22 protein-coding genes are annotated in these 24,911 nt (G+C 72.1%); all 22 read right to left on the bottom strand.

Annotation, left to right across the window (positions count from 1 at the left end):
• Positions 1–26: 26 nt before the first annotated feature.
• The 22 genes from FRAQA3DRAFT_RS26935 to argS all read right to left on the bottom strand — a co-directional run bounded on the left by FRAQA3DRAFT_RS26935 (position 27) and on the right by argS (position 24,452).
• Entirely contained in the window at positions 27–284 is a 258-nt protein-coding gene (locus FRAQA3DRAFT_RS26935) for a F0F1 ATP synthase subunit epsilon (protein ID WP_009742214.1), read from the bottom strand.
• Positions 284–1,723: a F0F1 ATP synthase subunit beta gene (gene atpD / locus FRAQA3DRAFT_RS26930; protein WP_009742213.1), complete on the bottom strand. Its 1,440-nt coding sequence runs from the start codon at positions 1,721–1,723 to the stop codon at positions 284–286. The genes FRAQA3DRAFT_RS26935 and atpD overlap by 1 nt, the downstream gene beginning before the upstream one ends.
• A 313-nt stretch (positions 1,724–2,036) precedes the next feature.
• Positions 2,037–2,933, bottom strand: a complete 897-nt coding sequence (locus tag FRAQA3DRAFT_RS26925; protein WP_009742212.1) for a F0F1 ATP synthase subunit gamma — start codon at positions 2,931–2,933, stop codon at positions 2,037–2,039.
• Positions 2,934–2,936: 3 nt separating this feature from the next.
• Positions 2,937–4,595, bottom strand: a complete 1,659-nt coding sequence (atpA, locus tag FRAQA3DRAFT_RS26920; RefSeq protein WP_009742211.1) for a F0F1 ATP synthase subunit alpha — start codon at positions 4,593–4,595, stop codon at positions 2,937–2,939.
• 153 nt (positions 4,596–4,748) lie between these two features.
• On the bottom strand, positions 4,749–5,582 hold the full coding sequence (locus tag FRAQA3DRAFT_RS26915) for a F0F1 ATP synthase subunit delta (protein WP_009742210.1): 834 nt from the start codon (positions 5,580–5,582) through the stop codon (positions 4,749–4,751).
• Between the two features lie 2 nt (positions 5,583–5,584).
• Positions 5,585–6,178, bottom strand: coding sequence for a F0F1 ATP synthase subunit B (locus FRAQA3DRAFT_RS26910; RefSeq protein WP_009742209.1), 594 nt, complete (start codon positions 6,176–6,178; stop codon positions 5,585–5,587).
• 15 nt (positions 6,179–6,193) lie between these two features.
• The gene (locus FRAQA3DRAFT_RS26905) at positions 6,194–6,436 is read right to left on the bottom strand and encodes an ATP synthase subunit C (protein WP_009742208.1); all 243 of its coding nucleotides are present in this window, start codon (positions 6,434–6,436) and stop codon (positions 6,194–6,196) included.
• Positions 6,437–6,500: 64 nt separating this feature from the next.
• Entirely contained in the window at positions 6,501–7,370 is an 870-nt protein-coding gene (gene atpB / locus FRAQA3DRAFT_RS26900; RefSeq protein ID WP_035921582.1) for a F0F1 ATP synthase subunit A, read from the bottom strand.
• Positions 7,371–8,090: 720 nt separating this feature from the next.
• Complete coding sequence (locus FRAQA3DRAFT_RS35495; protein ID WP_035921579.1) at positions 8,091–8,225, bottom strand: F0F1-ATPase subunit family protein; 135 nt, start codon at positions 8,223–8,225, stop codon at positions 8,091–8,093.
• 173 nt (positions 8,226–8,398) lie between these two features.
• Positions 8,399–8,836 carry a hypothetical protein gene (locus FRAQA3DRAFT_RS26890; RefSeq protein WP_009742205.1) on the bottom strand — a complete coding sequence of 146 codons (438 nt, stop codon included), beginning with the start codon at positions 8,834–8,836 and terminating at the stop codon, positions 8,399–8,401.
• Positions 8,833–9,939: an MraY family glycosyltransferase gene (locus FRAQA3DRAFT_RS26885; protein WP_009742204.1), complete on the bottom strand. Its 1,107-nt coding sequence runs from the start codon at positions 9,937–9,939 to the stop codon at positions 8,833–8,835. Before FRAQA3DRAFT_RS26885 ends, FRAQA3DRAFT_RS26890 begins: the two co-directional genes overlap by 4 nt.
• 59 nt (positions 9,940–9,998) lie before the next feature.
• Positions 9,999–11,255, bottom strand: a complete 1,257-nt coding sequence (gene glyA, locus FRAQA3DRAFT_RS26880; RefSeq protein ID WP_009742203.1) for a serine hydroxymethyltransferase — start codon at positions 11,253–11,255, stop codon at positions 9,999–10,001.
• Positions 11,256–11,370: 115 nt separating this feature from the next.
• Positions 11,371–12,021, bottom strand: coding sequence for an L-threonylcarbamoyladenylate synthase (locus tag FRAQA3DRAFT_RS26875; RefSeq protein WP_009742202.1), 651 nt, complete (start codon positions 12,019–12,021; stop codon positions 11,371–11,373).
• 104 nt (positions 12,022–12,125) lie between these two features.
• The gene (gene prmC / locus FRAQA3DRAFT_RS26870) at positions 12,126–13,034 is read right to left on the bottom strand and encodes a peptide chain release factor N(5)-glutamine methyltransferase (protein ID WP_009742201.1); all 909 of its coding nucleotides are present in this window, start codon (positions 13,032–13,034) and stop codon (positions 12,126–12,128) included.
• Complete coding sequence (gene prfA, locus FRAQA3DRAFT_RS26865) at positions 13,031–14,101, bottom strand: peptide chain release factor 1 (RefSeq protein WP_009742200.1); 1,071 nt, start codon at positions 14,099–14,101, stop codon at positions 13,031–13,033. Before prfA ends, prmC begins: the two co-directional genes overlap by 4 nt.
• A 136-nt stretch (positions 14,102–14,237) precedes the next feature.
• On the bottom strand, positions 14,238–14,474 hold the full coding sequence (gene rpmE / locus FRAQA3DRAFT_RS26860) for a 50S ribosomal protein L31 (RefSeq protein ID WP_009742199.1): 237 nt from the start codon (positions 14,472–14,474) through the stop codon (positions 14,238–14,240).
• A gap of 484 nt (positions 14,475–14,958) precedes the next feature.
• Positions 14,959–17,244 (bottom strand): transcription termination factor Rho, encoded by a 2,286-nt coding sequence (rho, locus tag FRAQA3DRAFT_RS26855; protein ID WP_009742198.1) that lies wholly within the window; start codon positions 17,242–17,244, stop codon positions 14,959–14,961.
• Between the two features lie 438 nt (positions 17,245–17,682).
• Positions 17,683–18,849: a homoserine kinase gene (locus FRAQA3DRAFT_RS26850; protein WP_009742197.1), complete on the bottom strand. Its 1,167-nt coding sequence runs from the start codon at positions 18,847–18,849 to the stop codon at positions 17,683–17,685.
• Positions 18,846–20,012 carry a threonine synthase gene (thrC, locus tag FRAQA3DRAFT_RS26845; protein ID WP_009742196.1) on the bottom strand — a complete coding sequence of 389 codons (1,167 nt, stop codon included), beginning with the start codon at positions 20,010–20,012 and terminating at the stop codon, positions 18,846–18,848. The genes FRAQA3DRAFT_RS26850 and thrC overlap by 4 nt, the downstream gene beginning before the upstream one ends.
• Positions 20,009–21,292: a homoserine dehydrogenase gene (locus FRAQA3DRAFT_RS26840; RefSeq protein WP_009742195.1), complete on the bottom strand. Its 1,284-nt coding sequence runs from the start codon at positions 21,290–21,292 to the stop codon at positions 20,009–20,011. The genes thrC and FRAQA3DRAFT_RS26840 overlap by 4 nt, the downstream gene beginning before the upstream one ends.
• On the bottom strand, positions 21,289–22,653 hold the full coding sequence (gene lysA / locus FRAQA3DRAFT_RS26835; protein WP_009742194.1) for a diaminopimelate decarboxylase: 1,365 nt from the start codon (positions 22,651–22,653) through the stop codon (positions 21,289–21,291). Before lysA ends, FRAQA3DRAFT_RS26840 begins: the two co-directional genes overlap by 4 nt.
• Before the next feature lie 140 nt (positions 22,654–22,793).
• Entirely contained in the window at positions 22,794–24,452 is a 1,659-nt protein-coding gene (gene argS, locus FRAQA3DRAFT_RS26830) for an arginine--tRNA ligase (RefSeq protein ID WP_009742193.1), read from the bottom strand.
• Positions 24,453–24,911 lie beyond the last annotated feature (459 nt).

Genomic DNA, 24,911 nt, shown 5'->3' with positions numbered 1-24,911 from the left:
GCGACCCGAGCTAGCTGCGACCCGAACTAGCTCAGCGTGGCCGTCTCGGCCAGGATGCTGACGCCCTGGTGGGTGACCGAGATGAAGCCGCCGTCGACCTCGGCCGAGATCTCCCGGCCGCCGGTCTTGACCCGGACCGTGCCGCCTGGGACCAGCACCCCGAGCAGCGGCACGTGGCCGGGCAGGACGCCGAGATCACCGTCGGTGGTCCGGGCGACGACCATGTCGGCGTCGCCGGACCACACCTCCTGCTCGGGCGAGACGATCGCCACCCGGATCGGCATTACAGGTTCTCCGCGTTCTTCTCCGCGTCCTCAAGGCCGCCGCACATGAAGAACGCCTGCTCCGGCAGGTGGTCGAAGTCGCCCTGGGCGAGCCGCTTGAACGAGTCGATGGTCTCGTCGAGCGGGACGAACTTGCCGGGGATGTTGGTGAACTGCTCCGCGACGAAGAACGGCTGCGACAGGAACCGCTGGATCCGCCGGGCCCGGTTGACGAGGATCTTGTCCTCTTCGGAGAGCTCGTCGATGCCGAGGATGGCGATGATGTCCTGCAGGTCCTTGTAGCGCTGCAGGATCCGCTGCACCTCGCGGGCCGTGTTGTAGTGGTCCTCGCCCAGGTAGCGGGGGTCGAGGATCCGGGAGTTCGATTCGAGCGGGCTCACCGCCGGGTAGATGCCCAGGTCGGAGATGGCCCGGTCGAGCACCGTGGTGGCGTCGAGGTGGGTGAACGTCGTCGCCGGGGCGGGGTCGGTCAGGTCGTCCGCGGGCACGTAGATGGCCTGCAGCGAGGTGATCGAGTGGCCGCGGGTCGAGGTGATGCGCTCCTGGAGCACACCCATCTCGTCGGCGAGCGTCGGCTGGTAACCCACGGCGCTGGGCATCCGGCCGAGCAGCGTGGACACCTCGGAGCCGGCCTGGGTGAACCGGAAGATGTTGTCGATGAACAGCAGCACGTCCTGCTTCTGGACGTCCCGGAAGTACTCGGCCATCGTCAGCGCGCCGAGGGCGACCCGCAGCCGGGTGCCGGGCGGCTCGTCCATCTGGCCGAACACCAGCGCGGTGTCCTCGATGACGCCGGCCTCGGTCATCTCCAGGAACAGGTCGTTGCCCTCACGGGTGCGCTCGCCGACACCGGCGAACACCGAGACGCCACCGAACTCCTTGGCGACCCGGCGGATCATCTCCTGGATGATGACGGTCTTGCCGACGCCGGCACCGCCGAACAGGCCGATCTTCCCACCGCGCACGTACGGCGCGAGCAGGTCGATGACCTTGATGCCGGTGGTGAACATCTCGGTCTTGGACTCGAGCTGGTCGAACGGCGGCGCGGTGCGGTGGATCGGCCAGACCGTCTCGGCGTCGACCTTGTCGACGTCGAGCGGGGTGCCGAGCACGTTGAACACGTGCCCCTTGGTGGCGTCGCCGACCGGAACCGAGATCGGCGCGCCGGTGTCGCGCACGGCAGCGCCGCGGACGAGACCGTCGGTCTGCTGCATCGAGATGGCACGCACGGTGTTGTCGCCGATGTGCTGGGCGACCTCCAGCGTCAGCGTGGCGGTCTCGCCGCCGATCGTGCGGTCGACCTGGAGGGCCTGGTAGATCTCGGGAAGCTCGTCCGGCGCAAACTCCACGTCGACGACCGGTCCGATGACTCGGGCGACCCGGCCGATCCCCGGGGTCCGGCCCTCCGGTGTGGCCGGCGAGCTGGTGGTGACGGTCATGGCGTCCTCAGTTTCCATCATTGCCCGTCGCCGCAGCCTCGGGCTAGCCGTTCTCTGGCACCTCCGGCGCCGCCGGGGTGGTGGGCGCGTCCCCGCCCATCGCCTCGCCGGCGCCGTACTTCTACGTTGTGGTGAGTTGGTGTCGTCTCGCCCGGCACTCAAGATGAGGTGGGTGCTCGCCCCCGAGGGTGTCTCACCTCGACGGCGCGCCCTCCCGCGTGAGGACGCCCACTCTCAGTGTTACCTAATGTGTCCGGCGACGCGGCGACATGGCGGATGTCCCCGCCACCCAGCCGTGCGTCGCCGGTCCACGTCAGGAAGCCGAGGCCAGGGCGTTGGCACCACCGACGATTTCGGAGATCTCCTGGGTGATGGCGTCCTGCCGAGCCCGGTTGGCCTGCCGGGTGTACCTCTTGATGAGATCCTCGGCGTTGTCGGTCGCCGACTTCATCGCCCGCTGCCGTGCCGCCGACTCCGACGCCGCCGACTCCAGCATCGCCGCGTACAGGCGGCTTTCGACGTATCGGGGCAGCAGCGCGTCGAGGACCGCCTCCGCGGACGGCTCGAACTCGTACTGGGGCAGCGGACCGCCGGCCGGCGGCTCGTCGGTCTCGGTGAGCACCATCGGCAGCAGCCGGCGCGCGACCGGCGTCTGCGTGATCGCGGAGACGTACTCCGTGTGGACGACGTGGATCTCGTCGACCCCGCCACCCTCACCAGAGGCAACGAACGAGGCGATGAGAGCGTCCCCGACCGACTTGGCGTCGGCGTAGGTCGGCTGCTCGGAGAAGCCGGTGTACTCGCCGCTGATCGCCCGGCCGCGGAAGCGGTAGTAACCCACTCCCTTACGGCCGATGACGTGCAGCTCCGGCTCCTTGCCCTCCGAGCGCAGCAGCTCGACCAGCTCGTTGGTACGCCGCAGCGCGTTCGAGCTGTAGCCGCCGGCCAACCCCCGGTCGCTGGTGATCACCACGACCGCGGCCCGGACGGGCCGGGGCCGCTCGGTGGTCAGCGGGTGGCTGATCGTCGTCTGCGACGCCACCGCCTCGATCACCCGGGTGATCTCCTCGGCGTAGGGGCGGGCCGCGGCGACCCGCGCCCGAGCCTTGGCGATCCGGGAGGCCGCGATCAACTCCATCGCCCTGGTGATCTTCTTCGTCGACTGCACCGAGCGGATGCGCCGCCGGTACTCGCGAAGCTGCCCCGCCATGGATCAGCCCTCGTCGTCGGTGCGTGCCGGAGCCCGGTGCACCGGGATCGACTCCTGACGGACCGCACCGGGGTCGAGCGGGCTGGCCGCGGGCTCGTTGACCAGCGGCTGCCCGTCGGACAGCGTGAACTGGTTCTTGAACTCGCCGATCGCGGCGTCCAGCTCCGCGAGCACGTCGTCGCCGAGCTTGCCACTGCCCACGATCGTGTCGTAGATCCCCCGGTGCGCCCGACCGACGTAGTCCAGGAACTCCGTCTCGAACCGGCGGATGTCGGCCACCGGCACGTCGTCGAGCTTGCCGGTGGTGCCGGCCCAGATCGACACGACCTGCCGCTCGATCGAGTACGGCTGGTTCTGCGGCTGCTTGAGCAGCTCGACGAGGCGGGCACCCCGGGCGAGCTGGTCACGCGAGGCCTTGTCCAGGTCGGAACCGAAGGCGGAGAACGCCTCCAGCTCGCGGTACTGGGCGAGGTCCAGGCGCAGCCGGCCGGCGACGGACTTCATCGCCTTGGTCTGCGCGCTGCCGCCGACGCGGGACACCGAGGTGCCGACGTTGATGGCGGGGCGGACACCCTGGTTGAACAGGTCCGACTCCAGGAAGATCTGGCCGTCGGTGATCGAGATGACGTTCGTCGGGATGTAGGCCGAGATGTCGCTGGCCTTCGTCTCGATGATCGGCAGCCCGGTCAGCGACCCGCCGCCGAGCTCGTCGGACAGCTTGGCGCAGCGCTCCAGCAGGCGGGAGTGCAAGTAGAACACGTCGCCGGGGTACGCCTCACGGCCCGGCGGGCGGCGCAGCAGCAGCGAGATCGCCCGGTACGCCTCGGCCTGCTTGGACAGGTCATCGAAGACGATCAGCGAATGCTGGCCGTTGTACATCCAGTGCTGGGCGATCGCCGAGCCGGTGTACGGAGCGATGTACTTGAAGCCCGCCGGCTCGTCGGCCGGGGCCGCCACGATCGTGGTGTAGGCCAGCGCGCCGGCCTCCTCGAGGGTGTTCACCACCTCGCGGATGGTCGACTTCTTCTGGCCGATCGCGACGTAGACGCACTTGACCTGCTTGCGCGGATCGCCGGAAGCCCAGTTGTCCCGCTGGTTGATGATCGCGTCGATGGCGACCGTCGTCTTGCCGGTCTGCCGGTCACCGATGATCAGCTGGCGCTGGCCGCGGCCGATGGCGGTCATGGCGTCGATCGCCTTGATGCCGGTCTGCAGCGGTTCCTTCACCGGCTGGCGCTGGACGACCGTCGGCGCCTGCAGTTCCAGGACCCGGGAGCCCTCGGCCTGGATCTCGCCGAGGCCGTCGATCGGCCGCCCGAGCGGGTCGACGACCCGCCCGAGGAAACCGTCCCCGACCGGGGCGGAGAGGATCTGCCCGGTACGGCGGACCTCCTGCCCCTCTTCGATGTGCTCGGCGTCACCGAGGATGACGGTGCCGATTTCGCCGACTTCGAGGTTCAGCGCGAGGCCCAGCACGCCGCCGGTGAACTCCAGCAGCTCGTTGGTCATCGTGTGCGGGAGACCCTCGACCCGGGCGATGCCGTCACCGGTGACGACGACCCGGCCGACCTCCTCCCGGCCGGCGGAGGTGGCCTGGAAGGAGTCGACGTACTCCCGTAGGGCGTCGCGGATCTCCTCCGGCCGGATGGAGAGCTCAGTCATCGCTTACGTCCTTCGTCGTTCATCGCTGGCAGGGCAGGTCGCCTGGGTTCCGCGCCCGGGTCCGGGATCGTCGCGGGAGCGGTCACCCTCGCGGGAGCGGTCACCCTCGCGGGGGCGGTCGAGGTCGCTGTCATGGTCATGACCGCCACCCGGCTATCGGAGCAGCGCCCGGCGCGCGGCGGCCAGGCGGCGTAGCACGCTGCCGTCGACCACCTCGTCGCCGACCTTCACCACGACCCCGCCCAGGAGGTCGGGATCGAGATCGACCTGAAGTTGGATCTGGCGGCCGAAGTACCGGCTGATCGCCGCGCCCAGGCGGGCGATGACCTCGTCGGTCAACGGCACCGCCGTGCGCACGATCGCGACGACCCGACCCCGACGGGCCGCGGCGATCCGGCTGAAGTCGGCCAGGCGACGCTCGACGTCACCGTGGATCCGGTCGGCGGCGGCCTGCTGGGCCAGCCGCAGGGTGACCGGGTGGGCCCGACCGGACAGCAGCCGGGTCAGCAACGCGTTCTTGACCGACGCCGGCGCGGCCGGGTCGGTCAGCGCCAGGGCGAGCTGCGGGTTCTGCCCGAGGATCCGGGCGAACCGGAACAGCTCGTCCTCGACCTCCTCCAGCGCGCCGTCCCGCTCCGCCTCGACCAGCAGGGCCTCGACGCTCAGTTCGAGCAGCGCGTACTGCAGATCGGTCGGCAGGGACCAGCGCGCCGAGACCGCGGTCTGCGCGATCCGCAGGCTCGGCGCGGCGAGCTGGCGGCCGAACAGCCGGGTCGCGAGCTCGGCGCGCGCCGCCGGGGGCGCTCCCGGGTCGGTCAGCGCCCGGCGCACGGTCGGCTCCCGGTGGAGCAGGTCGGCGACGGCCCGCAGGTCGTCGGCGACGCGCCTGGCGTCCACCGGGGTGGCGGCGGCGCCCGGCGGCGTCGCCGTCACCTCGTCGAGGATCGCCCGCGCGGTGGCGAGCGCGTGCCTGCTGGCTCCCTCCACCGTCAGCCTCCCGACCCCACCGGCGCGGGGGTGCTGCCCGCGCCCTCGGCCGAGTTGTCCAGGGCGGCGATGAAGTCGTCGACGAGCCGGGCCTGGGTGGCGGTGCTCTCCACCTGGTAGCCGACGATCTTCGAGGCGAGGTCGATCGCGATCACGCCGACCTCCCGGCGGACCTGGGCCACGATCTGCGCCCGGTCGGCCGCGAGCTGGGCGTCGGCCCGCTCCTTGATCTCGGCGATCTCCCGCTGCGCGGACGCGCGGAGCTCCTCGACGATCTGCCGGCCCTCGGTGTGCGCATCGTCCCGGATGCGCGCGGCCTCGGCCCGGGCCTCGGTGAGCTGCGCCCGGTACTGCTCAAGCAATGCCTGCGCCTCGCGCTGGGCGGCCTCGGCGCGGGCGAGCCCGCCTTCGATGCGCTCGGTGCGCTGCGCGTAGGTCTTCGCGATCTGCGGGCGAATCTTCCAGAAGAAGAAGGCCACGAGCAGCCCGAAGGCCAGGGTGCCGATGAGCAGCTCGCTCAGCGGCGGGATGAGGACGTTCTCGTCGGAATGCCCGCCCTCGCTCGCGGCAATGAGGATGGTGGCTGATGCGCTCATGGTCGCTCCGCCGGTTTACGGGAAGACGAAGGGAACGACGAAGCCGATAAGCGCGAGGGCTTCGGCGAGGGCGAAGCCGATCAGCATGTATCGGAAGGCGACCTGCTCCGCCTCGGGCTGCCGGGCGATCGCCTGGACGCCGAGACCGAAGATGAGACCGATGCCGATACCCGGGCCGATGGCGGCCAGACCGTAGGCCACGGCGCCGAGGCTCCCGGTCACGGCGTCCTTGGAGGCGAGAACGATCGAGGGGTCCATTACGGTGCTTTTCCTATTCAGTCGGGCACCGGGACTCGGCCGGTGCTGGGGGGAGTGTCAGAAACTAGGCGTGGGCCGCTGCCGGCACGCCCACCGGGGCGTGCTCGGCGAGTTCCTCGGACGGAGCAACCTCGTGCTCTCCGTGCGCCATCGCTCCGCCGATGTAGGCGGCGGTGAGGATCGTGATGATGTACGCCTGGAGGGCATCGATGACGAGCTCGAACGCCGTGAGGATGATCGCCACGAGCAGGGACGCGACGCCGAATACGAAAGGAGGCTTGGGCAGCAGGTAGTCCGCGCCCAGCGAGAAGACCAGCAGCAGGAGGTGACCGGCGAACATGTTCGCGAACAGTCGGATGGCCAGCGTGAACGGCCGGACGATCAGCGTCGACAGGATCTCGATCGGACCCAGTAGCAGGCGGATCGCCAGCGGCGCGGTGGGCGCCGGGTCGATCATCTCCTTGAAGTACGCACCAGCGCCGTTCGCCTTGATGCCCGCGTAGTTGAACATCACCCAGGTGACGACGGCGAGGACCATCGGGACCGCGATGCGCGAGGTCGCCGGGAACTGGGCCGCCGGGATGATCGCGAGGATGTTGCAGACCAGCACGAAGCTGAACAGGACCAGCAGGTAGGGCGTGTAGCGGGCGCCCTTCTCACCGATGACCCCGCGGGCGATCTGCACATCGACGAAGTCGTACGCGGACTCGCACAGGTTCTGGATGCCGCGAGGTATGATTTTAGCTCGACGGAAACCCAGCCAGAAGATCACGCCAACGAACAGCGCGGCGAAGATCGTAAGCGCGGTGGCCTTGTTGAGGTAGAGATTGACCGAGCCGATCCCGACATCGAACCAGTGCGGAGTCTGGAAGACCTCCTTCGTGGGGCCTTCGAAGCCCTCATCAGCGAGGACCGGCACGACAAACACCTCCATGATCGATTAAGTAGCGCATCCACGGCTCAGCGAGGTTGCCGTGCCGGCGGCAGATTGCCCCCACCCTACCGGGTTCGCACGACACGCTCACACCGAAGAACGACCCGTAGCCAACCGGCGGCAGCGCTTCGAGGGACACCTCGACAAGCCCAGGCCCTGATGGGTGTCGGCAGGCCGACGTCCTGTTGCCCGCGATACTATCCACACCGGCGCGCCACAGGCACCAACTCTCTTCGAGGTTCACCCTGGCTCATGTGCGCGTTGTCCGGGGGTTTCGCTCCGTTGATGACGTTTCCACATTCCGTGACCACCTCATGACGTCCAGTTCGCGCTGACGCCCGCCCACGGGCCGTCGCCCGGCGCGGTGCCGGGACGTGCACGGGTTGCGGTCATCTCACCACTCCCTCCCGGCGGTCCGCCGCTTGCGCCCACTCTTGCCTATTTCGCCCGCGGCGTCGATGACCTGGGAGGTCATGGTGGCGCCGGTGGGACCGGTGTGCGGTCGCCGCGGTTTTCCAGGTGACCGGAGAGATCGCGGCGAATCGGACCGACCGCACCCATGGAACAGCCGGGAATGGCCGGATAGACAGGTCCACGGGAGGGAACGCCCCAGTCCATTCGGAACGGGACGGCCGGGACCATCGGGACGCAACGAACAGGACGACCGGAACGTCCCCACCAACTCCAATAAAAGGGGCAAACGGCCCCTGGCCAACCGGGCTAGCGTCGGGTCAACCGATAGATGACCAGATACATGGCGGCCGCCATGCCGACCGAGAGCCCGATGGGCAGGAACAGTGCCCGGAAGCCGAACAGCCGGTCGGCACCAAAGCCCACCAGTCCCCAGAACGCCATCCCGGCGATCAGAGTTCCGAAGATGTTCCACGCCTCGCCGGGATGCTGCCCGCCCCGGGCACGCTGCCGGGGCGGACGGCCGGGAGCGCGCGGGGTGCCGGCACCTTCGGGCGGTCCACCATCGGACCCTCGTCGCCGCGTGCCGTCACCGGCCGGCCCCGGAACGCGCTCGCTCATCGTGTCGGCGGCCGCCGCGCGGCGTCCCAGGCGCCGGGGCGGTCCGGGTCGTAAAAGGGCACCCGGGTGTGGGTCGCGACCCAGAGTTCGGCGCCCATCCAGGCGAAGACGCCGCCGAAGATCGACCAGGCGAAGGCCGGCAGGTCGAGCGCCGAGCTGTCCTGGAGTCCCAGGAGCACCACCCCGAGCACCGCAATCTTCAGCGCATAGGTGCCGAGGGCGGCTGGCAGCAGCAGGTGCGGCGCCCGGCGCGCGACCGCGCCCACCGCCAGCTTGCTGATGCTGAAGAACGCGACGACGATCGCGAGCCCCAGCACCGCGCTCAGCGCGCCGGTCCCGCCGCGCAGCCCCGCGGAGATCGCCACGGCGGGCACCGCGAGCGCGAGCGTGAGGATCAGGCCGAGTCGGATCACCCGGGCCGCCGGCACGATCACGCGCGCGCCGACTTCTGCGTGCGGACCAGCAGCGCGAGCAGCGCCGCGAGCCCGACCCCGACGGTGGCGACGAGGATCGGCAGCGGGGAGGCGGAGAACGACGCGGCGACACCGCCGAACCCAACCAGAGCCGCCCAGAAATACATGAACAGAACCGCCCTCACGTGCGAATTACCGATCTCCAGCATCCGGTGGTGGAGATGCATCTTGTCGGCCGCGAACGGCGAGCGCCCCGCCCGCGTCCGCCGAACGACCGCGAGCCCGAGGTCGAGGAAGGGAACGGCGAGGACGGCCAGGGGGATCGCCAGCGGGATCAGCGACGGATACGACCGCGAGGGTCCAGCGTAACCCCCGTAGGCGACCTGACCGGTGACGGAGATCATCGAGGCGGCGGACAGCAGGCCGATGAGCATGGACCCGGAGTCGCCCATGAACAGCCGGGCCGGATTGAAGTTGTGCGGCAGGAAGCCGATGCACACCCCGGCCGTGACCGCGGCGAGCAGGGCCGCGGGCGACGCCCGGTAGAAGCCGTCGATCACCGCGATCTCGTAGGCGAAGTAGAAGGTCGCCAGCGATGCGATGGCCGCGACCCCGGCGGCGAGCCCGTCGAGCCCGTCGATGAAGTTCATCGCGTTGATCAGCAGGACCGTGGCGAGAATCGACAGCGGGACGGCGGTCTCCGGCCCGAGGCTCAGCGTGGTCTCGCTGTTTCGGTCGATGGCGAAGGACCACTGGACGCCGAGCAACACCATGATCCCGGCGGCGGCGACCTGGCCGGCGAGCTTGGTCAGGGAGTCCAGCTCCCACCGGTCGTCGGCGACGCCGAGCAGGCAGATCAGCGTGCCGGCGATGAGCACCGCCCGCGTCTCCGACCAGTCCTGGGAGACGACGGACAGGAACGGCAGCCGGTCGGCCACCTCCAGCCCGGCGTAGAGGCCGGCGAGCATCGCGAGCCCGCCGAGCCGTGGCGTCGGGATCGCATGGACGTCACGGTCGCGGACCCCGGCGACGGCGCCGATGCGCATGGCGAAGGTCCGGGCCAGCGGCGTGGCGAGGAACGTCACCGCCGCCGAGACCACGAAGACGAGCAGGTACTCGCGCACCGTCGGGTATCTCCCACTGCCGACCCGGATGTGGTGGAACTCAGAACAGCCCGCGATGGTTACCGCGGGTACGCGGGGTGCCGTTCGACGAGCGTGGCGACGCGCGCGGCGACGTCCGCGGCGGCGGCGGGATCACGCACCGCCCGGGCGATCAGGACGGCGATCTCCTTCATCTCGCCCTCCCCCATCCCCTGGGTGGTGATGGCCGGGGTGCCGACCCGGATCCCGGAGGAGATCGCCGGCGGCTGCGGGTCGTAGGGGATCGCGTTCTTGTTCAGGGTGATGCCGGCGGCGTCGCAGCGGGCCTCGGCATCGCGGCCGCTGACCCCGAGCTCGCGCAGGTCGAGCAGCGCGAGATGGGTGTCGGTGCCCCCGGCGACCGGCCGGATGCCCTCGGCGGCGAGGCCCTCGGCCAGCACCTGCGCGTTGGCCACCACCTGGCGAGCGTACTGGGCGTAGGCGGGGGTGGCCGCCTCCCGCAGCGCGACGGCCTTCGCCGCCACCGCGTGCATCAGCGGCCCCCCCTGGCTGAACGGGAACACGGCCTTGTCGATGCGTCCGGCCAGCTCCTCCCGGGCGAGGATCATCCCGCCGCGGGGGCCGCGCAGCACCTTGTGCGTGGTGAAGCTGACGACGTCGGCGTAGGGGACGGGGCTGGGGATCGCGCCACCCGCGACCAGCCCGATGAAGTGGGCCGCGTCCACCATCAGCCACGAGCCGACCTCGTCGGCGATGGACCGGAAGGCGGCGAAGTCGATCAGGCGCGGGTAGGCCGTCGCCCCGCAGATGATCATCTTGGGGCGGTGCCGGCGGGCGAGGTCGCGCACCTGGTCGTAGTCGATGAGCTCGGTGTCCTCGCGCACCCCGTAGGCGACGACGTCGAACCACTTCCCGGAGAAGCTCACCTTGCTGCCATGGGTGAGGTGACCGCCGTGCGGCAGCGACATCGCCAGCACCGTGTCGCCGGGGGTCAGCAGCGCCGCGTACACCGCGAAGTTCGCCGACGCGCCGGAGTGGGGCTGCAGGTTGGCGTGCTCCGCGCCGAAGAGCTCCTTCGCCCGGGCGATGCCGATCTCCTCGGCCCGGTCGACCACCTGGCAGCCGCCGTAGTACCGCCGGCCGGGATAGCCCTCGGCGTACTTGTTCGACAGCGTCGAGCCCAGCGCCGCGAGCACCGCGGGTGAGGTGAGGTTCTCGCTCGCGATGAGTTGCAGGCCCCCGCGCAGCCGAGCCAGCTCGTCGAGCACCACACCGGCGATGTCCGGATCCGTGTCGGCGAGCTGGTCGAAGTCCGGGCCCCAGAACGGGGTACTCATGGCGTACCTACCTCCTGCGCTCGTGCCGCCCGATCGGGACCAATGGTCCTCTGCGCCGGCACGGCCCTCCACTCGGGCCGGCGCAGGGCCGGCTCAGGGCCGGCTCAGGGCCGGCTCAACGGCCGGCCGGTTCCCGCACGAGGGGCAGGACCTCGCGCAACGCGTCGAGGCCGACGGCGCCGCTACGGACCACGACCGGCACCTCACCGGTACAGTCGACGATGGTCGAGGGCACGGCCGCCGGGCACGGCCCGCCGTCGAGGTACACCTCGGCGGCGCCGCCGAGCTGGTCGACCGCCTCGTCCGCCGTGGTCGCCGGCGGCTGACCGCTGATGTTCGCGCTGGACACGGCCATCGGCCCGGTCCGGCCCAGCAGCTCGATCGCCACCGGGTGAAGCGGCATGCGCACCGCCACGGTGCCCCGGCCCTCGCCGAGATCCCAGCGCAGCGACCCGGCCTGCCGGACCACGAGCGTCAGTCCGCCCGGCCAGAACGCCGAGATCAGGTCCTTGACCTGCGGAGTCATTCGATCGATAAGCCCGTCCAGGGTCCGCCAGGAGCCGACCAGGACCGGGACGGGCATGTTCCGCCCGCGCCCCTTGGCGGCGAGCAGCGAGGCCACCGCATCCCGGTCGAACGCGTCGGCCCCCAGTCCGTACAGCGTGTCGGTGGGCAGCACCACCAGCCCGCCACGGCTCACGGCGGCGACCGCCGCGTCCAGCCCACGGGCCCGCTCGGCCTCGTCGGAACAGTCGAAGCGCTGCATCACCCCTCCCTCCCTGTCGCTCGCTCCCAGCAGCTCGGCCCGACGACCGCTCTCACGACCCGACCGAATCTCACGACCCGACCGCTCTCACGACCCGACCGCTCTCACGACCCGGCCACGCCGGCCCGGCGACGGCCGCTGACGAACCGGTCCCGCCCGGCCAGGTCGGGATGGTCGGCCACGTCCACCCACCGCCCGTCGGCCCGCAACAGGCCCGGCGCGGCGGCACCGTGGCCGTCGGCGTGCTCGACGACGAGCAGGCCCCCGGGGCGCAGCAGCCGGGCCGCCAGCGCGACGACGGCACGCACCACGTCGAGTCCGTCCGCACCACCCCACAACGCCCGGGGCGGGTCATGCTCACCCACCTCGGGCTCCACCTCGTCGCGGTCGGCATCCGGAAGATACGGCGGATTGCTGACGACCAGGTCGACCGCCCCGGCGAGCCGGGCGAGCGACGCGGTGGGCGCGGCGGTGACGTCGGCCTCGTGGACCGTGACCGGCAGTCCGCTCGCCGCAACGTTACGCCGCAGCCAGCCCAGCGCCGCGGGGTCCACCTCCACAGCGTGCACCCGGGCCCCGGGCACCTCCCCGGCCAGGGACAGCGCGATCGCCCCGGACCCCGCGCACAGGTCCACGCACACCGGCCCGGCCGGCAACGAGGGCAGGGCGGCGATGGCCCAGCCGACGACCGACTCCGTCTCCGGCCGGGGGACGAACACCCCAGGGCCGACGGCGAGGTCGAGGTAGCGGAACCCGGCGAGGCCGGTCAGGTGCTGCAACGGCTCACGCCGGGCGCGGCGGCCCACGAGCTCGTCGAAGCGTTCGGCGGCCCGCGCGGGCAGGTCGTCGACTCCCACCAGCCGGGCCCGGGAGATCCCCAGGGCGAACGCGGCGAGCTGCTCGGCGTCGGCCCGCGGGCTGGCGACCCCGGCGGCGCGCAGCCGCTCGGTGGCCTGCGCGAGCCGCGCCGCCAGGGTCACGGCGGCCCCGTGGGTCACCGACGGGCCGGTCATGACGCCTGGGCGGCCAGCCTGGCCTCCAGGTCGGCGGCGGCGAGCGCGTCCAGCACCTCGTCGAGCTCGCCGTCGAGAACCTGGTCGAGGTTGTGCGCCTTGTAGCCGACCCGGTGATCGCTGATCCGGTTCTCGGCGAAGTTGTAGGTACGCACCCGTTCCGATCGGTCCACGGTGCGGACCTGGCTGGCGCGCGCCATCGACGCCTCCGACTCGGCCTTCTCCCGGGCGACGCCGAGCAGCCGGGCGCGCAGGATCCGCAGCGCGGACTCCTTGTTCTGCAGCTGGCTCTTCTCGTTCTGGCAGGACACCACCAGGCCGGTCGGGACGTGGGTGATCCGGACCGCCGAGTCGGTGGTGTTCACGCTCTGCCCACCGGGTCCGGACGAGCGGAACACGTCGATGCGCAGGTCGTTCGGGTCGATCTCGACGTCGACCTCCTCCGCCTCGGGAAGCACCAGCACTCCGGCGGCGGAGGTGTGGATGCGCCCGGCGGACTCGGTCACCGGCACCCGCTGGACACGGTGCACCCCACCCTCGAAACGCAGGCGGCCGTACACGCCGTCGCCGGGCGCCGAGCCGCGGGCCTTCACCGCCACGCTGACGTCGCGGTAGCCGCCGAGATCGGACGGGTTGGCGTCGAGGATCTCGGTCTTCCAGCCGCGGCGCTCCGCGTAGCGCAGGTACATCCGCAGCAGGTCTCCGGCGAACAGGGCCGACTCCTCGCCGCCCGCGCCGGCCTTGACCTCCAGGATGGCGTCCCGGGCGTCGTCGGGGTCGACCGGGACCAGGTAGGCGCGCAGCCGCTCGTTGAGCCCGGCGAGTTCGGCGTCGAGGTCGGTGACCTCGCTGCGGAACGACGTGTCCTCCGCGGCGAGCTCGCGGGCGGTGGCGAGGTCGCCCTCCACCCGCTCGAGCTCCCGGGCCAGATCGACGACCGGGGCGAGCTGCGCGTAGCGGCGGCTCAGGGCACGGGCCTTCGCGGGGTCGTTGTGCACCGCCGGATCGGCGAGCTGCCCCTCGATCTCGGCGTGCTCCGCGACGAGGCCGTCGAGCGGGGACGTCATGGTGGTTCCTCTTTGCACGTTACGGTCCCGGACGCCGCACAGCTCCGGGAGCCAGGGTCGGCGGGGCGGCGCTGCCTGCGGCGCCCCGGACGCAAACGGCGCCCGCCCGGGGATCCGGACGGGCGCCGTGGCCGCACTACTTCGCGCCGCCGACCTTCTCGCCGGGGCGCCGCCGGCCGAACCGGCGCTCGAACTTCTCGACCCGCCCGCCGACGTCGAGGATCTTCTGCTTGCCGGTGTAGAACGGGTGGCACTGCGAGCAGACCTCGGCGTTGACGACGCCGTTCTCCTTGGTGCTGCGGGTGGTGAAGGTGCTCCCGCAGGTACAGGTCACGGTCGTCTCGTGATAGGTCGGGTGGATGTCAGCCTTCATGGTCCCTCTTTCGATATGGCCGCCGGGTCGCCGTTCGGAGTGAACGGCGTGAACCGGAGCCGGTCTGCTGCCAGTCTGCCAGAGGCGGACGCCACGTCCGCCGGCACGCTTCCCAGCCTGTTTCAACGCCCCCCCGGACCATCCTGTTCCGCCCCCGCCGCGTCCATCGGGCCAGCCGAGCCCCCGCCCGCTGTGCCCCGCCCCCGCTGTGCGCCACCGGCGTTGCGGCGCGCCGTGGCACCACTTCGACGGCCCCCAGACCACGACAAAATCGCCATCTGGGGGAATCCCACCGATCATCGTCCGGATCGCCGAAGGCGATCCGGCGTCACCCCGCACGGCGCCACAGGACTCCGGGGCCCCCACATTTCGCCGAAGACCCACCGGCTCCCGCAGCCGAATCGCCGAAGGCGATCCGGCGTCACCCCGCACGGCGCCACAGGACTCCGGGGCCCCCACATTTCGCCGAAGGCGAAATGTGGGGCTAGTCCTGAGGCGGCGCCGTCTTGGCGATCTGCATGAGGAACTCGTAGTTCGTCCGGGACTGCTTGAGCCGGTCGAGCAGGAGCTCCAACGCCTGCTGGTTCTCCCGGGTGTGGAGCACTCGGCGCAGCTTGTGCATGATCGCGAGCTCGTCCGGGGCAAGCAGGATTTCCTCCTTGCGGGTGCTGGAGGCGTCGACGTCGACCGCCGGGAAGATCCGCTTGTCGGCGATCTTGCGGTCGAGCTTGAGCTCGGCGTTGCCCGTCCCCTTGAACTCCTCGAAGATCACGGTGTCCATCGTCGAGCCCGTCTCGACCAGCGCCGTCGCGATGATCGTCAGGGATCCGCCGTTCTCGATGTTGCGGGCCGCACCGAGGAAGCGCTTCGGCGGGTAGAGCGCGGTCGAGTCGACACCACCGGACAGGATCCGCCCGGAGGCGGGGGCGGCCAGGTTGTAGGCGCGGCCCAGCCGGGTGATCGAGTCGAGCAGGACGACGACGTCGTGACCGAGCTCGACCAGGCGCTTGGCCCGCTCGATGGACAGCTCGGCGACGTTGGTGTGGTCGGCCGGCGGGCGGTCGAAGGTGGAGGCGATGACCTCACCCTTGACCGAGCGCTGCATGTCGGTGACCTCCTCCGGCCGCTCGTCGACGAGGACGACCATGAGGTGGACTTCCGGGTTGTTCGTGGTGATCGCGTTGGCGATGGACTGCAGCACCATCGTCTTGCCGGCCTTCGGCGGGCTGACGATGAGGGCGCGCTGCCCCTTGCCGATCGGCATGACGAGATCGATGATCCGCGTCGTCAGCAGGTGTGGCTCGGTCTCCATGCGCAGACGCTCCTGCGGGTACAGCGGCGTCAGCTTGGTGAACTCGGGCCGCCCGCGCGCCTCGTCGGGCTCCATCCCGTTGATCGTGTCGAGCCGGACCAGTGCGTTGTACTTGTCCCGGCGCTGCTCGCCATCCTGCGGCGCGCGCACGACGCCGGTGATGGCGTCTCCGCGGCGCAGCCCGTTGCGGCGCACCTGGGCCAGGCTGACGTAGACGTCGGTCGGACCGGTCAGGTAGCCGCTGGTCCGGACGAAGGCGTAGTTGTCCAGGACGTCGAGGATGCCGGCGACGGGCACGAGGACGTCGTCCTCGCGCAGCACCGGCTCGTTCTCGGCCGGGCCGGCCTGTCCGCCGCGACCACGGTTGCGGCCGCGCTCACGGAAACGGCCCCGCCGGCTGCGGCCGGCGAAGTCGTCGTCGCCCTGACCGCTCTGGCCAGAACGGTCCCCGCCGGAACGGTCCCCGCCCGAGCGGTCCCCGCCGGAACGGTCCCCGCCGGAACGGTCCCCGCCGGAACGGTCGCCCTGGGTCCGCTCGGCCCGACCCGACGACCGGTCACCGGACTGCCGGTCCTGCCGGTCCCCGCCAGATCGGCGGTCCGTACCCTGTCGGTCGTTCGTGGGCCGCTCGCCGCCGTCACCGCCGGCGCGGCCGTTCTCTCCAGAGCGGCCGTTGTCTCCAGAGCGGCCGTTGTCCCCGGCGCGGTCGCGGCGGTCCTCACGGCTGCGGGGAGCACCGTCGCCCTGTCGACCGGGGGCGGTCGCCGGCTGGGCCGGGGCGGACTGGGTGGAGGCGGAGGCCGGCTGGACCGAGGCGGCGGCGGGCTGCGCCGGGGCGGCCGCCACGGGGGCCGGACGGGTCTCGACGACAGTGTCGCCGGCCGAGTCGGGCAGGGTCGGCTGCTCGGCGGCGGGGCTCGCCACGCCGCGCGACGCGCCGCGGCGGGAACGGGTGCGGGTGGTGGTGCTGGGGGCACCGCCGTCGCTGCTGGGCTGGCGGGTCGCCTGGGGCGCCGCGGCGAGCGCCTCGCTCGGCGCCGGGATGGGCGCGGCGGGGGCCTGGTCGGTGGCCGGGGCGGGTGCGGAAGCACCCGCGGACTCGCCGTTCTGCAGGTTCTGGATCGCGGCGATGAGCTGGCCCTTGCGCAGCCGGCCCACCCCCTGGATGCCCATGGACGAGGCCATGGCCTGCAGCTCGGGAAGCAGCATCGCGGACAGCCCGGTGCCCTGCCGACGCCGCCGGGTCGCGGTCGCGCCCTCGGTGGCCGAGGCCGCGGTCGCGGCGGCGGCCCGGGAGCCGCGGCCGGCACGCCCGCTGCCGTTGTCGGCAGCGGGCGCGGTGGTGAGGGCGTCTGCGGACGAGGTAGCGGCCGGCCCGCTCTCGTGGGGCGATGCAGGCGTCGCAGGCGCCGCAGACTCACGTGCGCTCAGTGGCAGCACGTTGGTGGTGTCGCTCAAGGTTTTCCTTCCCTGAAGGAACTGGCTCCTGATGAGCCGGGCGTAGCTTGTGAACCTTCTTCGCCTGCACAGATGCCGGGTGAAGGGGATGTACAGCACCGGATGGGCGAACGTCGCGCCCGTCTACGGCGCCAGCGGCCGACTGCCGCGAGCGAACTCGCCGATCCCGCCCAGGTGTGCCGGTGTGGAGCCGAGGCAACGACGACGAGGCCGAAACACCGGAGTCCCGAACCACGGCCCATCTGGCGTAGCCAGAGCGGCACTGCGGGAGCGAGCACGCGCCGCGGTGGCAGCGGGTGCAGTCACCAGACTATCCAGCGGCAGACACCTCGGCAACAACCTTGAGACGTCAGGACTTCCTGATGTGACACACGACCGCAGGCTGCGGCCCGACCGCCCCACCCCAGCCTTACTATATTACCCTATAAATCTATTCGACTACTTTCCGGAGTCGAAACGGATGACCTGCGCACCGCGCCGGTCAACGCTCAGGGGCGCGACCGAGAACTCGGAGCTCGCCGCGCCCACCGCCGCCGCGGCCTGCTCCCCGCCGACCGCGAGCGCGAGCACGGACGGCCCGGAGCCGGACAGGGTCGCCGGCACCCCCAGCGCGCGCAGCCGGGCGACGAGCTCGCCGGTGGCCGGCGCCGCGGGCAGCCGGTAGGGCTGGTGCAGCAGGTCCTCGGTGGCGCTGAACAGGGTGCGGGCGCGCTGCGCCGCCCCGGCGGGTTCGGCGGCGGACATCGTCAGCGCCAGCAGTGCGGCCCGGCCGAGGGTCCGAGCGGCGTCGGTCAGCCCGACCAGGGCCGGTAGCGCCCCCCGCGACGCCTCGGTGGACTGGCGCACGGTCGGCACGAAGACCACCGGCCGCAGCTCGGCGAACGGGTCGACGCACAGGCAGCGGGCCCCCTCGACGTCCTGCCAGGCGACGGTGAAACCGCCCATCAGCGCGGCGGCCACATTGTCCGGATGGCCCTCGATGTCGTGCGCGAGGCGCAGCATCCATGCGGATCCGGCCGGCGCCGCGACCCCGAGGTCGGGCGCGGTTGCGTCGAACAGGGCGCCGGGACGGGCTACGCCGGGGTCGCCCGGGTTCGCCACGGCGCCGGCCTCGAACTCCGGGCCGAGGTCGGCCCGGGTGAGCGCCGCCGCGGCTACGATCCCCGCCACGATCGCGGCCGCCGACGAGCCGAGCCCGCGGCCGTGCGGGATCCGGTTCACGCAGCGCAGGGCGAGCCCCGGCTGCGCCCGGCCGAGCAGGTCGAACGTCGCTCGGATCGCCCTGACCACCAGGTGCGTCTCGTCCTGCGCGACCGCGTCCGGGCCGACCACGTCCACGGTCAGGCCGGACGAGGTCACCTCGACGTCAACCTCGTCGTACAGGCCGAGGGCAAGCCCGAAGGCGTCGAAGCCCGGGCCGAGGTTCGCGCTCGTCGCGGGGACCCGCACCCGGACCCGCTGGGCCACGCCGTCGGCATCCGACCGGCCGGCGCCGGGCACCGGCGCGCTCCCGTCCTCCCCGGGAAAGTCCTCCCCGGGAACATCGCGGACATCCGCGCCGGGGACGGCGTCGACGTCCGGGACCGCGCCGGACAGGGCGGTCACGAGGTCTGCAGCCCGAGCGCCTCGGCGGCACCCGCGACGGTCGGACGGATCGTCTCCGGTTTGGCCGCCCCGCTGATCGCCCAGTCGGGGTCCTTCAGTCCGTTGCCGGTCACCGTGCAGACGATGCGCTGGCCGGCCTCGATCCGGCCGTCCTCGCGCGCCATCAGCAGCCCGGCGACGCTCGCCGCGCTGGACGGCTCGACGAAGACGCCCTCCCGGCGGGCGAGCAGCCGGTAGGCGGCGAGGATCTGCCGGTCGTTGACGGCATCGATGAGGCCGCCGGAGGAGTCCCTCGCGTCGACGGCGAAATCCCAGGAGGCCGGGTTGCCGATGCGGATCGCGGTGGCGATCGTCTGCGGGGAGGTGACGACCTCACCGCGCACGATCGGGGCCGCGCCCGCCGCCTGGAAGCCGCACATCCGCGGCCGGCCGGCACCGACGCGGGCGTCCTCCTCCAGGTACCCCCGCCAGTAGGCGGTGATGTTGCCGGCGTTGCCGACCGGCAGGCAGTGCACGTCCGGGGCCCGCCCGAGCGCCTCGACGATCTCGAACGACGCCGTCTTCTGACCCTCCAGGCGGAACGGGTTCACCGAGTTGACCAGGGTGACCGGCGAGGTGTCGGCGAGTTCGCGGGCCACCCGCAGGCAGTCGTCGAAGGAGCCGTCGAGCTGAAGCAGCCGGGCGCCGTGCACGAGCGCCTGGGCGAGCTTGCCCAGCGCGATCTTCCCGCTGGGGACGAGCACCGCGCAGGTGATGCCGGCGCGGGCGGCATAGGCCGCGGCCGAGGCCGAGGTGTTGCCCGTGGAGGCGCAGATGACCGCCTGGGAGCCCGCGCCGACGGCCCGGCTGATGGCCATCGTCATCCCGCGGTCCTTGAACGAACCCGTCGGGTTCGCGCCCTCGACCTTGAGATGAACCTCACACCCGGTGAGCTCGGACAGGTGCGCCGCGTGCAGCAGCGGCGTACCGCCCTCCCGCAGCGTGATCACCGGCGTGTCGTCGTCGACCGGCAGCCGGTCGCGGTACTCCTCGATGATCCCCCGCCACGGCCGGTGCGACCGGTCGGGCTGCGTGGACGTCGCCGGCGCCGCCGGCCCGCCCGCGAACGGCGTGGACTCCACACGAGCTGTGGACTCCACACGAGCTGTGGACGTCGTGGTCACGGCTCACCTCCCTCGACCCGCATCACGCCGGACACCGCCCGCACCCCGGCGAGGCCGCGTAGCTCCTCGACGGTGGCGGACAGCGCCGCGTCCGGCGCGGCGTGCGTCACGAGGACGAGGCTCGCGTCGTCGCCGCGGCCGTCCTGGCGGACGCTCCTGATGGACACATCGTGACGCGCGAAGGCACCGGCGACCGTCGCGAGTACGCCGGTCTTGTCGGTGACGTCGAGATTCACGTGATACCTCGTCACGGTACGGCCCATCGGCAGCACGGGCAGCGCCGCGTAGGACGACTCACCCGGCCCGCGATGGCCCGCGATGCGGTTGCGCGCCACAGCGACCACATCGCCGAGCACCGCCGAGGCGGTCGGCGCCCCGCCCGCCCCCTGGCCGTAGAACATCAGCTGGCCGGCGGCCTCCGCCTCGATGAACACCGCGTTGAACGCCTCCCGCACCCCGGCCAGCGGGTGGGTCCGCGGGATCATCGCGGGATGGACCCGGACGCTGATCCCGTCGGTCTCCGCGGAGCGCTCGGCCACCGCCAGGGCCTTGACGGTGCAGCCCATCTCGCGGGCGCTCGCAATGTCGGCGGCGGTGACGTCGCCGATGCCGACCCGGTAGACGTCGTCGATGGTGACCCGCGAGTGGAAGGCGAGCTGAGCCATGATCGCCGCCTTCGCCGCGGCGTCGTAGCCGTCGATGTCGGCGGACGGGTCGGCCTCGGCGTAGCCGAGCGCGCCGGCCTCGGCCAGCGCCTCGGCGAACGACGCGCCGGTCTCGTCCATCCGGGTCAGCACGAAGTTCGTGGTGCCGTTGACGATGCCGAGCACCCGGCGGACGTGATCGCCGGCCAGGCTCTCGCGCAGCGGGCGGATCAGCGGGATCGCCCCGCCGACCGCGGCCTCGTAGTAGAGATCCGTGCCGGCGGCGGCGGCGGCGTCGTGCAGCGCGGCGCCGTCGGAGGCCAGCAGCGCCTTGTTCGCGGTGACCACCGGTTTACCGGCCCGCAGCGCGGCCAGCAGCCAGCCCCGGGCCGGCTCGATCCCACCGACGACCTCGATGACGAGATCGACGTCGTCGCGGGCGACGAGACCGGCGGCGTCCGCGGTGAACAGGTCCGCGTCGATGTCGAGGCCGCGGGCCCGCTCCGGGCGGCGCACCGCGATCCCGACGAGTTCAAGCGGCTCGCCGACCCGGGCGGCGAGGTCGCCGGCGTTGGCCCGCAGCAGCCGGACGATCTCGCTGCCGACGACGCCGCAACCGAGCAGCGCGATCCTCACGGTGCCACCGCCGGGTCGGCCTGTTCCGCCGGGTCGATGTCGAGGCGCAGCAGGTCCTCCTCGGTCTCCCGCCGGACGATCAGCCGGGCGACGCCGTCGCGCACCGCGACGACCGGCGGGCGGGTGACATGGTTGTAATTGCTGGCCATGGACCGGTGGTAGGCGCCGCTGGCCGGCACCGCGACGAGGTCGCCGGGGCGCACGTCGTCGGGCAGCGGCACGTCGTGGGCGACGACGTCGCCGGATTCACAGTGCCGGCCGACGAGCGTGACCACGTGGGCCGCGGGTGAGCCCGCGCGGGAGACCAGCCGGGCGGTGTACCGGGCGTCGTAGAGCGCCGTGCGGATGTTGTCGCTCATCCCGCCGTCGACGCTGACGAAGGTACGCAGCCCGGGCAGCTCCTTGACCGTGCCGACCTCGTAGAGGGTCACCGTCGTCGGACCGACGACGGCCCGGCCGGGCTCCACGCCGAGACGCGGGACGGCGAGCCCCGCGGCCGCGCACTCCTTGCCCACGACGGCGGTCAGCCGCTCGGCGACGTCGGCCACCTCCAGCGGGGCGTCCTCGCTGGTGTAGGCGATGCCGAGCCCGCCGCCGAGGTCGAGCTCGGGCAGTTCGAGGTCGTGGGTGTCGCGGATGCGCGCCAGCAGGCCGACCATGCGGTGCGCGGCCAGGCCGAACCCGGCCGTGTCGAAGATCTGCGAGCCGATGTGCGCATGCAGGCCGACGAGGTGCAGCGCGTCGGCGGCGAGCACCCGCTCCACCGCCTCGGCCGCCGCCCCCCCGGCCAGCGAGAAGCCGAACTTCTGATCCTCCTGGCCGGTGGAGACGTAGTGGTGGGTGTGCGCCTCCACCCCCGGGGTGACCCGCACGAGGACCCGCTGGCGCACCCCGGCCTCGGCGGCGACGGCGGCCAGCCGGTCGATCTCGGCGAAGGAGTCGACGACGATCCGCCCGACGCCGTAGGCGACGGCCGCGCGCAGCTCGGCGACCGACTTGTTGTTGCCGTGGAACAGCAGCCGCTGCGCCGGGAAGCCGACCGAACGGGCCACGGCGAGCTCGCCGCCGGTGCAGACGTCGAGGTTCAGCCCCTCCTCGGCCACCCAGCGGGCGACGGCGCGGCACAGGAACGCCTTGCCCGCGTAGTAGACGTCGCAGTCCTCGAACGCCGACCGCCAGGCGGCGCAGCGGGCCCGGAAGTCGGCCTCGTCCAGGATGAACGCCGGGGTGCCGAACTCGGCGGCCAGCTCGTCGACTCGGACGCCGCCGATCCGCAGCACCCCGTCGGGGTCGAGTCGGGCCGTGGCCGGCCAGAGGTTCTCCTCCAGGGCCGCCACCGCCGGGCTGTCGGTCTCGCTCATCTCGCCTCTGCCTGTCTCATTCCACTTCCACTGCCCGTCTCACGCCACTGCCTGCCTCAAGCCACTGCCTGCCTCAAGCCACTGCCTGCCTCAAGCCGCGGCCTGCCTCCGGCTGCGGCCTGCCTGATGCCGTCCCACCGTCACATCCGCTCCGGCGCGCTGACGCCGAGCAGGCCGAGGCCGTTCGCGAGCACCACCCGGGTCGCGGCGACCAGCAGCAGCCGGGCAGCGGTGAGCTGGCCCGCCGGCTCGTCTCCCTGCGGGAGTACCCGGCAGGCGTCGTAGAACCGGTGGTAGACCCCGGCGAGCTCCTCCAGGTAGCGGGCGATCCGATGGGGGCCGCGCAGGGTGGCCGCCGCCTCGATCACCCGCGGGAACTCCCCGAGGCCGCGCAGCAGGTCAACCTCGCGCGGATGGGTGAGCAGCGCGACGTCCGCCGTGTCCGGCACGACCGCGAGGTCGAGTGCCTCCGCGTTGCGCAGCAGCGAGCTGATCCGCGCGTGGGCGTACTGGACGTAGAACACCGGGTTGTCGCTGGTCTGGCGGGTCACCAGGTCCAGGTCGAGGTCGAGGGCCGAGTCGAGCGAGGAGCGGACCAGCGAGTACCGGGCCGCGTCGACCCCGACGGCGTCGACGAGGTCGTGCAGGGTCAGGAAGGTCCCGGCCCGCTTGGACATCTTCACCGGGGCGCCGCCGCGCGACAGCGTGACCAGCTGCCCGATGATGACGTCCAGGCTGGTCGCCGGGTCGTCGCCGAAGCAGGCGGCGATCGCCTTCAGCCGGGCGACGTAGCCGTGGTGATCAGCCCCGAGCAGGTAGACGAGCTGGTCGAAGCCGCGGCCCCGCTTGTCGCGGTAGTAGGCGGCGTCGGCGCAGAAGTACGTCGGCCGGCCGTCGCTCTTGACCAGGGGGCGGTCCTTGTCGTCGCCGAAGTCGGTGGTGCGCAGCCACACTGCGCCGTCGGCGTCGTAGACGTGGCCCTGCCCGCGCAGGTCCTCGACCGCCCTGGTCAGCGCTCCGGCGGCGTGCAGCGCCTGCTCGGAGGCCCAGCGGTCGTAGTGGACGCCGAACCCCTCCAGCGTGGAGCGGATCTCGGTGAGCATCAGGGCGAGACCCTGCTCGGTGCTCACCGCGAGCGCCTCGCCCTCGGGCAGGTCCAACAGGTCCGGCCGGGCCGCCAGGACCGCCGCGGCGATCTCCGCGACGTACGCCCCGTGGTAGCCGTCCGCCGGGATCTCCCGCCCGGCGGCCGCGGCCAGCACGGACGCGCCGAACCGCTCGGTCTGCACGCCGGCGTCGTTGACGTAGTACTCCGTGCCCACCGAGAAGCCGGCCGCGGTCAGGATGCGGCCCAGCGCGTCACCGACGGAGGCCCAGCGGGCCGAGGCGAGCGTCACCGGCCCGGTCGGATTCGCGCTGACGAACTCCAGGTTGACCCGCACGTCGCGCGGCTTCGCCGCCTGGCCGTAGCTCTCGCCGGCCCGTACCACCGTGCGGGCGATCTCGCCGAGGGCCCCCCCGGCGAGGGTGAAGTTGAGGAACCCCGGACCGGCGATGTCGACGCTGGCGATCCCGCTCTGGGTGACGAGCCGGCCGGCCAGCACCTCGGCGACCTCGCGCGGCCTGCGGCGGGCGGACTTGGCCAGCTGCAGCGCCACCGGGGAGGCGTAGTCGCCATGCCCGGGGGTCTTCGGTCGCTCCACCGTGACGGTGGTCGGCACAGTCACGTCCAGGTCGCCGTCGGCGACCGCGCGGCCTATGGCCGCGACGATGGCGTCAGCGAGATCGGCGGGGGTCATGCCGCGATGCTATCGGCGCGACGCCGTAGGACGTCCGCCCGCCGATCCGCTCTCAAGGCCGCCGCGCGCGAGACCCCTCGGTCAGCCCGGCGAAAGCCGCGGGGTGTCCGCGCCCTCATCGCGCGAACCCACGCGCAGGACCCGCCTCGCGGGTAGACCGCCGACGGCGCGGGCCGCCCGCGCTGACAGGCCCGTCGAGCACGAGCAGGCCCGCGGCACCGAGGCGCAGCCTGCAGGCCCACCCGTCCGCCCGCGCTCCGCGAGTTGTGTGACCGGCATCCCTGGCGTGCCTTCGGCCGCCCGCCTACCCGGGCCGACCACGAGACCCCAGCGACAGTCAGTCACCCGATCATCACGAAGACATGCCGAGGAGTAATGACGTTTTCAGTGCCTGAAACCGTGATGAGCTCTCGGCTCGTCTCCGTGACCGCCGGCTCCGCCAGCGACCGCGGGGCTCGG

The sequence above is a fragment of the Frankia sp. QA3 genome, from assembly GCF_000262465.1.
Classification (GTDB): Bacteria; Actinomycetota; Actinomycetes; order Frankiales; family Frankiaceae; genus Frankia.
Note: the sequence above shows the minus strand (reverse complement) of the source record. Positions and strands in the feature narration are given on the sequence as shown.